This window comes from Acinetobacter sp. SFD (assembly GCF_001647575.1).
GTDB lineage: Bacteria > Pseudomonadota > Gammaproteobacteria > Pseudomonadales > Moraxellaceae > Acinetobacter > Acinetobacter pecorum.
Window position 1 is genome coordinate 59,480 of record NZ_LSZJ01000002.1, and the last position, 10,882, is coordinate 70,361.

The following is a 10,882-nucleotide window of genomic DNA, read 5'->3' on the forward strand; positions in this document are numbered from 1 at the left end:
TTCTTCCCGATATCTTTAAGGTTGTAACCGTTTTGTCGCACGCAATTCAAACTGCCGATCTGGACTGGCAATTGGTGGATGGCATCGATGTGCCTGTATCCAAGCAATTTGGTGATGTGTATTTTTCCAAAGACAATGGCCTGCTGGAAACCCTGCATGTCTTTTTAAATGGCAATGATCTCAGCACTCGCCTGACAAACCTAAAACCTTTTGAATATTTCTGTGTCGGTGAAACGGGTTTTGGTACTGGTTTAAATATTCTGGCCCTGTGGCAGCTCTGGCAACAGGTGCGTCCGGATAATCACAGTCATTTGCATGCCATTTCAGTGGAAAAATTTCCGCTCTCTAAAGCAGATCTGATCCGTGCCCTGAATGCCTGGCCTGAGTTAAAACCTTTGGCTGATCAGCTGATTTCTCAATATCCAATGCCAATTGCTGGCTGTCATCGACTCAGTTTTCCTGAAGAACGTTTCAGTCTGGATCTATGGCTAGGCGATGCCCACGATATCTTCCCGGTCATTGAAAAAACTGCAGCGGTGAATGCCTGGTTTCTGGATGGCTTTGCGCCTTCCTGTAATCCGGATATGTGGGAAGAAAATGTCTTAAACCATATTGTGCGCTTGTCAGAAACCGGAACGACATTTGCCTCTTTTAGTGTCGCGGGTGTCTTAAAGCGTGGCTTAAAAAATCACGGGATTTCAATTTCCCGTCCACGTGGTTTTGGCCATAAACGTGAAATGTTGAAAGCAATCTGGAATCCGACTGAAGAAAGTACCCCATATTCAACTCAGGAAAGTGCGCAAAAAAAAACTGAGTCAGCTTTAGAGATAAACGCCAGGCCTCGCCAGATCGCTGTGATTGGCGCAGGAATCGCAGGTTTGAGTACGGCATGGGCATTCGCTCAACGTGGTCATCAAGTCACGATTTACGACCGGTCGGCGCCTCTCTCCGGAGGTTCTGGCAATCCACTGGCCTTGCTCAATCCCAAACTCTGTCCGGTTGAGCAAAGTGCTGAACATTTGATGACCTTGTCTTGGCAACATGCCTTAAATCATTATCGGAAATTTAAGGCTTTCCGCCCGATTCAGGTCAATCAACTCGCCTTAAAAAATCCTGAACAGCTTTTAGGATTGGCAGACGAATATCCCGAAGGAATTCTGGCTACACAAACAGTAAAAGATCAGGAGATACAAACTGCATTTCCAAGTTTAAAACTGTTAGCAGCTGGCGCGGTTTCACCGCATCAGTTACGTGATGAAATTTTGCAGCATCCTCATATTCAATATCAACAGGCCCAAATTAGCCATCTTGAAACGACTATACAACCTGAGTTATTTGTAGATCAGCAATCTTTAGGCAAGTTTGATCATGTGATTGTCTGTACTGCACGAGAAACCCAGCAGTTTTTTGCAGATCATCCTCCCCTGAAACCGATTCGCGGACAAGTCAGCTGGGTAAATAATCAAGCCCAGCCTTTAAGTCAAAATACTGCCTATAGCTATGGCGGCTACTGTATGCAACTCAATGCCGACCAACTCATTCTCGGGGCTTCGTTTTATCCAGGCCGGGATGATACAGAGGTATTAGCAGAAGATCATATGCATAATTATGAACTTATCCATGGTGTCTTTCCTGAATATGCGAAATCTCTTCCTTCCATCGAGACTTGGCAAGGCCGTGCATCGCTACGTGCGCAAAGTCAGGATTATTTCCCTTTACTCGGTAAAATGAAAGTAGATGAGGAAGTTTATAGCTTTGCTGGTCTCGGGTCTAAAGGCTTTCTGTTTGCACCACTCTGTAGTGAAATCTTGGCCGCCCAGATTCTGGGAGAAGCCTGTCTGGTTCCATCTCATGTAGTGAAAAAACTCAGCGTGACCCGTTTTCAAAAGAAAGTGAAAATGAAAAAACCGTATTTAAAACCTCAAATATAGAATCCTATTTTAAAGGTGTTCCCTCTCCCTATGAGAGAGGGAAAAATATTACCCCCATTAAAAAAGCGCCTGACGGCGCTTTTTTTCACAAGGTTATTAGGCACCTTGCTCCAGCGGCATACCGGCATCACGAGCGGCACGAGTACCACCCATCAGAATGACGTATTCACGTGAGCTGTCAAAACCCTCTAATTTTTCAGCTGCACGTGGAGCTTTACTCCCACCACCACATAAAATATAAATCGGTTGATCCGCTGACACCTGAGTCAGGCTATCTGCTGAAAGATCGTTAATGGGCTGATTTACCGCCCCTTTCACGTGTGCTTCAGCAAAAGCACTTGCATCGCGTACATCCCAGATAATGGCATTTTCTGGGAACTCAAATGTTGTAATTTCTTGTTTACGGATCATTGTGCACTCCTTTGATGTAAACAACACTTGGCAAATGAAGAAAACATCCCTAGCATCTCAGATATTCTTTCCCTTTGTAAAGGTCTAAACTATGCCTTCTTTCGATATTGTTTCTGAATTAGAAATTTTTGAAGTAAATCATGCAGTTCAAAATACCCAAAAAGAGATTGCAACCCGCTTTGATTTCCGTGGTCAGGACGTTTCTATTGAACTGAATGAAAAAAACAAGGAAATCAAAATCAGTACAGAAAGTGATTTTCAGTGTGAACAGGTATATAACATGCTGGAAAACCATTTCTTCAAGCGTAAGATTGACATTCAGGCACTTGATCCACAAAAAATGACCGCTTCAGGCAAAAATGTGATTCAGGTGATCAAGCTTAAAGATGGTCTTGACTCTGATACTGCAAAAAAAATTAATAAGGCCATTAAAGAAAGTGGCATTAAAGTGCAATCTTCTATTCAGGGCGACAAGATTCGTGTGACTGACAAAAAACGCGATACCTTGCAGCAAGTGATGGCATACCTGAAAGAACAGCAATTCGGTCTGCCTTTACAGTTTAATAACTTTAAAGACTAAGTCAGCAACGTCTGTAGAAGGAATTATGGCAAAGAACAACCGATTAGCCAGATTAGTCAAAGCCACTGCACGATTACCGCAAGGTATTCGTACTGCTTTGTTAAGTAAAACTTTTGGCCGGGTGGTCCCGATGGTCGGCTCTGCCAAGATTCGTTATGAGGAAATGAGTGCGTCCAAAGTGGTAGTCAGTATGGCCAATCATAAAGCCATGCAGAACCATATTGGACAAATTCATGCATGTGCAATGGCCCTGCTGGCAGAAACAGCAACCGGGTTTGTAACCGCAATGAATGTACCAGATAGCGCAGTGGTTTTGATTAAAAGTCTAAAAGTAGACTTTAAACGTCCGACCAAAGGTGCCCTGACGGCAGTTGCTACCTTGACTGCTGAACAGCAACAGCTTATGCAAAGTTCAGACAAAGGTGAAACACTGGTTCAAGTTATGGTAAGTGATGAATCGGGTGAAGCACCCATTCAATGCGAGATGCTCTGGGCCTGGATTTCCAAAAAGCAATTGAAGCAGACCTGATATCCATACAGACAAAAGAATCCCAGATCATTAATCTGGGATTTTTTATGAGACGAATTATGACTTCTGCTGAGATTCTAGAAACTTCTGCTTTGCTTCCTCTGGAATCGGACGTTTATTACCCTTCACATCCACTGCCACAAAGGTAAATACCCCTTCAGTCACGCGTACAGGCGGACGTGAGTCGTCATGGCTATCCCATACTTCAATTTCCATCTGGATGGAGGTATTGCCGACCTTTAGAATTTTGGTATAGCAGCTAATCACATCACCGACTTTCACCGGAACCAAGAAGGTCATCTGGTTAATCGAAATTGTCGCACAGCGTCCTTTACTAAAGCGCTCTGCATGAATTGCTCCCGCCAAGTCCATTTGTGAAACAATCCAGCCACCAAATACATCTCCACTCCAGTTGGTATCCGCAGGCATCGCAATGGTCTGCAGGGAAAGAATTCCCTCTGGTTTATTATGAGAATCTGACACTTGAACTCCAGGCTTGTGAATTAGGATGGGGCATTTAACTGCTGATCAAGCCACTTTTGCAGCTCGCTTGAGCGTAATGCACCGCTTATTCTAGCAATTTCGTTACTTTTATTCATTAAAACCAGCGTCGGAATACTGCGTACATTAAATGCTGCACTTAGCCGTGGATTTGCTTCTGTATCAATTTTGGCAAAAACCACATTGGGATAGAGTTTGGCAACATTGGCAAAGTGCGGCGCCATCATTTTACATGGCCCACACCAGTCCGCCCATAGGTCGATCAAGATCGGCAAGTCACTATGCGTGACAAACTGGCTGAAATTCTGCTCATTCAATTCAATCGGCGCCAATGGAACCAGTGCTTGATGACATTGACCACAAGCGGGATTAGCGGTTAGTTTTTCTTCAGGGACACGGTTTTTGGCCAGACATTCCGGACATACAATAATCATCTAGCGCACTCCAATATGTTGATGTAAGAATTCTAATTGGGTCGAAACTGCTTTTTCAAACCATTCGCCATGATAAATATCAAAATGTCGCATATTCCATTCATGATATTGCACAAATGGCGCAATATTGGTTGCAGTTTCCCGACTGGATTCAATGGGAATCAGACTATCCAGTTTTGCTGCAATGAACAGAACTGGAATCGTGATTTTACGTACTTCCAGAATGGGACGATAACGCATCAGTTTAAAGAATGCGCGTGCAGGAATATGACCACTCCAGTAATAATCCGGGTTCACGATGGACATATATCCCTGATAACTGTCCTGGGTTGGCATAAAGCAGAGTTCATGAGGGTCTACTACGGGTAAGGTTTTCGGTGCCATACCGACCTTGGCGCCCATGTAGTCTTGGCTGGAAATTTTCAGGGCTTTAGGCAATTGCTGCAAAGGATAAAGTTTGGCACTTTCTGCCCCATCAACAAATGGTATCTGTGCCATTACTGCCTGAATATTTGACAGCTCTGCTGCGAGTGTCAGTACATGACCGCCACTTAACGCCGTTCCCCAAAGTACAATTCTTTTGCTGTCAATCGACTTACGTGCCTCTAAATGGCTGATCATAGTCCGCCAGTCTTCAAGCTGAACACTAATAGATACCAGTTCACGTGGACGTCCTGTACTCCCGCCCCAATAGCGATAATCAAACAGCACCACAGCATAGCCAGCACTGGCAAAGCGCTGTGCATACTGGACCAGTTTAAAATGACGTAAAGCTGCCAGACCATGGGCCATTAGGATCACAGCCGGTTTATCGACCTGTTGAGGATGATAAAAATCCGCAGCAATCACTTCCTGACCGCTTTTAACATACAGTGGTTCGACTGTATAAGCGTACATATGCGCTCCATTGCATTATTTTATAATTGTAATCGTATTTATAAATTTTTCAGAACTCAGCCGTCATGTTTTCAGCTTAATGCTATCATAAAGCATATCTAGATAAATGACATAATGGAGTGACATCATGAGCGAAAATGTAGGCTTTACTGGTCAAATTGGTCCTGAACATATCTCTCAAATAGTTGAAAAAGGTTTTAAATCGATTATCAACAACCGTCCAGATATGGAAGGTGGTTCTGAGCAGCCCACCAGTGCACAAATCGAAGAGGCTGCACGTGCAGCAGGTCTGGATTATGTATTCCAGCCGGTGGTTGCCGGTCAGATTACCGAGCTTGATGTCCGCACTTTTGCCAATCATTATAATGAATTACCAAAACCAATCTTGATGTTTTGCCGTACCGGAAACCGCTCAAATAATTTATATCAACTGGCAAAACAGATGGACTTGCTGGATGACTAAGTCATTTTGGAAAAGTGTAGTACTCGCAATCTGTTTTAGCTGTACTTCACCTGTTTTTGCTGCGCAGAATTTGAGTCGTGCTCTGACCGCTACAGTGAGTGTTACCGGTCAAATGACCTTGGATAAGTTTGAGCAATTGATTCAGCAGGGTTTTAAATCCGTGATTGTAAACCGCCCTGATCAGGAGTCCGGTAATGCCGTTACAGTAAGTCAATTACGTTCGATTGCAGAAAAGTCTCAAGTCAGCGTGATTTATCAGCCAGTAGTAAGTGGTCATATTTCTCAGGCCAATATTGAGGAATTTGCCCGATATTACAATGAACTGCCAAAACCTATTTTAATGGTCTGCCGTAGTGGTACACGTTCAGCAGCTTTGTTTAACCAAGCCAAATCTCAAGGATTGATTCATGAATAAATTATTGATTATTGTATGTTGTAGTTTGGCTTTTACAGGCTGTAGCTCGATGAATTTGAAGCCGACTGTGGGTGTGAATGTGGGAACTCCCTTATAAGTCAGCCTATAAAAAAACTAATGGCGCTCTTTGCGCCATTTTTTATCTATGATAATCTTAAAACAGTATAACTATAGTTTTTGTAAATAATTATTTTGGGGTAAAACATGAAGTTTAATAAAAGTGTGCTTGTTATCACTTTATCAGGTTTTTTAGCCGCATGTGGGGGCGGTGGTAGCGAAGGATATTACAATACAGATAGTAATAATGCCCCAGGATCAAATCAGCCTAGCCCCAATGACAATATAACGCCTGCAGATGCTCAAAAAACATTCAATGCACTCAAAGTTGAGGCAGCATCACTATTTGGCCAAGCCGAACCTCAGCAAAAAGGCTATGTCGATCACGCACTGGATGCTTATGCTCAAAGTATATTGAAAATTTCACAAGATATTCGGAATGTTGACTTTAAGTCTTTTAAAGCGACTAACCGCAAAGAAAAATGCTTTGAAGAAAGTAAAATTGACTTTCGTGCTTGTTATATTTTTAAAGGAAATCAAATTAATCAATTACTAGGATCTAACTATGATTCTTGGGATTTTGTTATTGATAAAGGCGATATTAATGAGAATGATCGTATTACTGGAGATGATCTAGCAAATATTCGTTTAAAATCTGATGATATCACTCCAAGTTTAGAATCATATTATGGTGAAACATATCTACTTGTATTTGAAAATGAGAATAAATTAAAAGACTTACAAGATATTACTATTGCTGGTTCATTTTCACATCCATTTGAACAGGCTGAGGGTTTACAAAAACGATTTATTCTCATTAATAATGAAACTAGTAATTTTAAAGTAACTGTAACTAAACTCGGGGAAACAGTAGGCACCGAAATGGGGGCTTTAAGCATCTATAAAGTACCTAAAACCTCAGATAATAGTGAATACTATGTAACAGAAGCAGGTTCAGGCTTTAATACCTTAGTAAATGACAATACTAATGTTGCATTTGCCGAACCTATTAATTTCCTTATCGATTCTACTTTAGGTGTATTACCAAGTACTTATAAAGTTCTTAATGGTATTGAAACACTGAACTTACCAAGCGTTTCAATTGCCGGTACACGTGTTGAGCATGAAGTACCAACACTGAATGCTAAAGAATTTGTTGGGAGTATTTACCTAGAAGGACCTAATCTTCTTAACTTTAAAAAATCTGCTGCCGATTCGATATTGAAGTTTAAACATATTATTAATGGCATTACATATGAAGGACAATCTAAAAATACGGCTAATGGTGTCGTAACAGAATTCACTTCTCCAAGCCTAATTAAGTATTAAATGTAACGAATTGAAAAAACCTCCGAAAGGAGGTTTTTTTATATTAGATTAAAAGTATTACATTTAAGATTAAAAAATTTATGTACGACCTTATTATCATTGGTGCCGGAACTGCAGGCATCAGCGCTTATAACGAAGCCATTAAATACACCCAGAATATTTTAATTATCAATGATGGTCCGTGGGATACGACCTGTGCTCGTGTAGGCTGTATGCCAAGTAAACTGCTGATCTCGTCTGCAAATCGCATGCATGACATCCAATCCGCGAAAGACCTCGCTTTACAACATGATGCTACAGTTGATACCTCAGGTGTCATGCAACGTCTACATCGCTTAAGAGAACGTTTCATTCGCGCCACCTTAAAAGGTATCGACCAATGGGATAATTCACATAAAATTTCTGGTCATGCGAAGTTTATTGATTCTCATACAGTTGAAGTTAATGGACAGTCTTATCAAGCTAAATGTTTTATTATTTCAGTGGGTTCACGACCGAATATCGATAAAGCATTAAAGGAAGAATTAGGAGATAAATATTTAAGTTCTGACGAAATTTTTGAACTTTCTCAATTACCCAAGTCTTTAGCAGTGATCGGAAGTGGCGTGATTGCCATTGAATTAGCTCAGGCTATGCAACGACTGGGGGTAAAAACCACGATGTTTGCGCGTAGTCAGAAAGTCGGTGCTCTAAGCAGCCCTACTTTACAGTCATTAGCCCAAAAAGAACTCAGTCAAGAAATCAACATCAAGTTTAAAATCTTACCAGACCAAGTTAAAAAACAGACGAGTCACATTAAGATTGATTTTACCGAAAATGATCAAGTTCAAAGTATTGAGGTTGACTATGTTCTGGGTGCTACAGGGCGTCAGAGCAATCTGGATCGCTTGGGCTTAGACCGGTTAGACCCTGGCTTTACTGATATAAAGAAACTACCTATCAATAAAAAAACCAAACAACTCGCAGATATGCCAATATTTATAGTGGGTGATGCCGCCCCTGATGCCCCCATTCAACACGAGGCTGCTCATGCCGGTAAAGAGGTGGTTCATAACTGTTTAAATTATCCTGAAGTCAAACCGATTCCAGTGCTTACCCCATTGGCAATCATATTTTCTCATCCGGAAATGGCAATAGTCGGGCAAATTTTTAAACAGTTAGAACAACAAAATATTGAGTTTATTCGAGGATTTGCCTCCTATGAAAATCAAGGCCGTGCACTGGTACTTGCTGAAAATAAGGGAGGAATTGAAGTTTATATTGATAAAAAATCAGGCAAATTATTAGGCGCAGAACTGTTCTGTTCTCAAGCTGAACATCTTGCCCATCTTCTTGCCTGGACCATAGATGCCGATCAGGATATTCATCAAGTCCTTGCCAAACCTTTTTACCACCCGACGCTAGAGGAAGGGCTCAGATCTGCACTTAAACATGCTCGTCGTCAACTTCAGCAACCCTAAGAGATTGTTGGCACTCTTTTAGTACATTCACCAGACGGAGACTATGTGAAATTAGGCGTTCCAACCAGCGCTGAGCAGCCAACAACTCTAAGGTCTTAACTGCATTCAGCTGATAAGTAGAGGCATAACTATTTATTTTTTCTCGTAATTCAGCATGGTGCTGTTTGCTCCATTTTTTTAAGTTTTCCAGCTCTATATAGAGTTGTTCAAGATCTTCAGATGAAGATAGATCCAGTCGAATATTTCCCTCATTTTCTACTATCTGGATAAAGTCCAGGGCAATCTGATAGATTGCAGGTTGGGTGCGGATATTTAATGCATACTCTAGATTTTCCAGATCACTACGTAATACTTTTAAATAAACCATGATCCTCAACAAGCTAAATAGCCGGGCTTGATCTTGACTATTTTCGGGCACTATAATTTTTTCTAAATAATCCTGTAATTTATAGATTAATTCATCCTGCTGTTTTAACTCATTAGCCGAAACCATTTCGGCCGACTTGATGGCTTTAAGTATCCAGAAATACTGGGTTCCTATTGTTTTAAAAATTACTTTTTCTGCTGTATTAATGGCTACCGCAGGTACAGCCAAACTGGCATCATCCAAAGCTTGCAATAATGAATCTTCATGTGCAGGAATATATTTAACCAACAGCCGTTCAAAAGGTCCGATCAATGGCATAAAAAATAAGGCACCAAATACACTAAAAGCAGTATGAAAGGTAGCCACAATTACCACATTATCCCAGCTGGATAAAAAATGCTGCGGTTGATGAAACCATAAAAATAAAGGAACTAAAATAAAAAATGCAAAAATTGCACTCACGACATTAAAACAGACATGCACAGCAGCAGTTCGTTTTGCATTCGCATTTGCGCCAATAGATGCCAGCACTGCAGTTGCAACTGTTCCAACATTCTGACCAATAACGAGCATGAGAGCTTGATCAAGCTGAATGGCCTGACTGGCCAATGCGGCAAGGGTAGCCGTAATCGCAGCACTGGAAGACTGTAAAACCACAGTCATGACCAAACCAAAAAGTACCAACAATAATTTGGAAGCAACGCTTTTGGTGGAGAAAACTGAAAGGTCAAGATGCTCTGCGACACCTGACATTGCGACCTGAAGCAAGTCAATTCCAAAGAAAATCAGTCCAAAGCCTGCAAGTGCCAGGCCGGTGAGTGCTGTACGTCCATGGGCTAATATTTTAAGTAAAGCACCTATGGCAATCAGAGGTAAAGCTATTTGCCCGATAGAAAACTTTAACCCCAGAAAAGCCACCATCCAGCCCGTACTGGTAGTACCGATATTGGCGCCAATAATGACACCAATGGCTTGCGAAAAAGTAAGAACTCCCGCACTGACAAAGCCAATAGTTGCTAAAGTTGTAGCTGTAGAAGATTGCACTATCAAGGTTAAAGCAATCCCTGAAATCATTGCTTTAAAAGGTGAACCTGTAAACCGCCCTAACCACTGTCTTAATGTTTCACCTGCAATATCTTTAAGACTATCGGTCATTAAAGTCATGCCAAGCAGGAATAAACCAATCCCGCCACACAGCTGTGCAAATACCTCAAACACGCAGATTCCTAGGTTTTAAGCTTTAAACGATTAAAACACAATCAGGCTAGTTTAAAAATAGTAAATAACCTTGAGTAAATTCAGAATATTATTTTTACTATAAACCCCGCATAAAAAAAGCCCCTGACTGATGTCAGGGGCTTTCTGGAATAATGAGCTGGCGATGACTTACTCTCACATGGGTAATCCCACACTACCATCAGCGCTAAGAGGTTTCACTTCTGAGTTCGGGAAGGGATCAGGTGGTTCACTCTTGCTATGGTCGCCAGCACAACTGTTTATGACTTTGC

At 41.5% G+C, this 10,882-nt stretch carries 12 protein-coding genes and 1 rRNA gene; 7 read left to right on the forward strand and 6 right to left on the reverse strand.

Features of this window, described 5'->3' with window-relative positions; translation table 11 throughout:
- Positions 1–32: 32 nt before the first annotated feature.
- Positions 33–1,931, forward strand: a complete 1,899-nt coding sequence (mnmC, locus tag AY605_RS04260; RefSeq protein ID WP_064095232.1) for an FAD-dependent 5-carboxymethylaminomethyl-2-thiouridine(34) oxidoreductase MnmC — start codon at positions 33–35, stop codon at positions 1,929–1,931.
- A gap of 96 nt (positions 1,932–2,027) precedes the next feature.
- On the opposite strand, the gene AY605_RS04265 is transcribed toward mnmC, so the two are convergent.
- Complete coding sequence (locus AY605_RS04265; RefSeq protein ID WP_064095233.1) at positions 2,028–2,342, reverse strand: rhodanese-like domain-containing protein; 315 nt, start codon at positions 2,340–2,342, stop codon at positions 2,028–2,030.
- 91 nt (positions 2,343–2,433) lie between these two features.
- Here AY605_RS04265 and AY605_RS04270 point away from each other — a divergent pair, with 91 nt between their 5' ends.
- Both AY605_RS04270 and AY605_RS04275 read left to right on the forward strand, forming a co-directional pair.
- Positions 2,434–2,922, forward strand: coding sequence for a YajQ family cyclic di-GMP-binding protein (locus tag AY605_RS04270; protein WP_064095234.1), 489 nt, complete (start codon positions 2,434–2,436; stop codon positions 2,920–2,922).
- A 25-nt stretch (positions 2,923–2,947) separates the two neighbouring features.
- On the forward strand, positions 2,948–3,451 hold the full coding sequence (locus AY605_RS04275) for a DUF4442 domain-containing protein (RefSeq protein ID WP_064095235.1): 504 nt from the start codon (positions 2,948–2,950) through the stop codon (positions 3,449–3,451).
- A gap of 57 nt (positions 3,452–3,508) precedes the next feature.
- On the opposite strand, the gene AY605_RS04280 is transcribed toward AY605_RS04275, so the two are convergent.
- The 3 genes from AY605_RS04280 to AY605_RS04290 all read right to left on the reverse strand — a co-directional run bounded on the left by AY605_RS04280 (position 3,509) and on the right by AY605_RS04290 (position 5,283).
- Entirely contained in the window at positions 3,509–3,880 is a 372-nt protein-coding gene (locus AY605_RS04280; RefSeq protein ID WP_218955192.1) for an acyl-CoA thioesterase, read from the reverse strand.
- 74 nt (positions 3,881–3,954) lie between these two features.
- A complete protein-coding gene (gene trxC / locus AY605_RS04285; RefSeq protein WP_064095237.1) occupies positions 3,955–4,386 on the reverse strand; it encodes a thioredoxin TrxC in 432 nt (143 codons plus the stop codon).
- The gene (locus AY605_RS04290) at positions 4,387–5,283 is read right to left on the reverse strand and encodes an alpha/beta hydrolase (protein ID WP_064095238.1); all 897 of its coding nucleotides are present in this window, start codon (positions 5,281–5,283) and stop codon (positions 4,387–4,389) included.
- Between the two features lie 127 nt (positions 5,284–5,410).
- On the opposite strand from AY605_RS04290, the gene AY605_RS04295 reads away from it, so the two are divergent.
- The 4 genes from AY605_RS04295 (at position 5,411) to AY605_RS04310 (ending at position 9,007) form a co-directional block, all read left to right on the forward strand.
- Entirely contained in the window at positions 5,411–5,746 is a 336-nt protein-coding gene (locus AY605_RS04295) for a TIGR01244 family sulfur transferase (RefSeq protein WP_064095239.1), read from the forward strand.
- Positions 5,739–6,161, forward strand: coding sequence for a beta-lactamase hydrolase domain-containing protein (locus AY605_RS04300; protein ID WP_064095240.1), 423 nt, complete (start codon positions 5,739–5,741; stop codon positions 6,159–6,161). The genes AY605_RS04295 and AY605_RS04300 overlap by 8 nt, the downstream gene beginning before the upstream one ends.
- A 204-nt stretch (positions 6,162–6,365) precedes the next feature.
- Entirely contained in the window at positions 6,366–7,547 is a 1,182-nt protein-coding gene (locus AY605_RS04305) for a hypothetical protein (protein WP_064095241.1), read from the forward strand.
- A gap of 80 nt (positions 7,548–7,627) precedes the next feature.
- Positions 7,628–9,007, forward strand: coding sequence for a dihydrolipoyl dehydrogenase (locus AY605_RS04310; protein WP_064095242.1), 1,380 nt, complete (start codon positions 7,628–7,630; stop codon positions 9,005–9,007).
- Here the strand turns inward: AY605_RS04310 and AY605_RS04315 are convergent.
- Together AY605_RS04315 and rrf are read right to left on the reverse strand one after the other, a co-directional pair.
- Positions 8,973–10,592 carry a Na/Pi cotransporter family protein gene (locus tag AY605_RS04315; RefSeq protein WP_064095243.1) on the reverse strand — a complete coding sequence of 540 codons (1,620 nt, stop codon included), beginning with the start codon at positions 10,590–10,592 and terminating at the stop codon, positions 8,973–8,975. The two genes, AY605_RS04310 and AY605_RS04315, sit on opposite strands and share 35 nt — an antisense overlap.
- 155 nt (positions 10,593–10,747) lie before the next feature.
- Positions 10,748–10,862 (reverse strand): 5S ribosomal RNA (gene rrf, locus AY605_RS04320).
- Positions 10,863–10,882 lie beyond the last annotated feature (20 nt).

Coding starts and splice junctions, on each gene's coding strand:
- AY605_RS04290 (WP_064095238.1), bottom strand. CDS start 5,283: ATGTACGCTTATACAGTCGAACCACTGTATGTTAAAAGCGGTCAGGAA.
- AY605_RS04270 (WP_064095234.1), top strand. CDS start 2,434: ATGCCTTCTTTCGATATTGTTTCTGAATTAGAAATTTTTGAAGTAAAT.
- AY605_RS04275 (WP_064095235.1), top strand. CDS start 2,948: ATGGCAAAGAACAACCGATTAGCCAGATTAGTCAAAGCCACTGCACGA.
- AY605_RS04265 (WP_064095233.1), bottom strand. CDS start 2,342: ATGATCCGTAAACAAGAAATTACAACATTTGAGTTCCCAGAAAATGCC.
- AY605_RS04300 (WP_064095240.1), top strand. CDS start 5,739: ATGACTAAGTCATTTTGGAAAAGTGTAGTACTCGCAATCTGTTTTAGC.
- AY605_RS04310 (WP_064095242.1), top strand. CDS start 7,628: ATGTACGACCTTATTATCATTGGTGCCGGAACTGCAGGCATCAGCGCT.
- trxC (WP_064095237.1), bottom strand. CDS start 4,386: ATGATTATTGTATGTCCGGAATGTCTGGCCAAAAACCGTGTCCCTGAA.
- AY605_RS04295 (WP_064095239.1), top strand. CDS start 5,411: ATGAGCGAAAATGTAGGCTTTACTGGTCAAATTGGTCCTGAACATATC.
- AY605_RS04305 (WP_064095241.1), top strand. CDS start 6,366: ATGAAGTTTAATAAAAGTGTGCTTGTTATCACTTTATCAGGTTTTTTA.
- AY605_RS04280 (WP_218955192.1), bottom strand. CDS start 3,880: ATGCCTGCGGATACCAACTGGAGTGGAGATGTATTTGGTGGCTGGATT.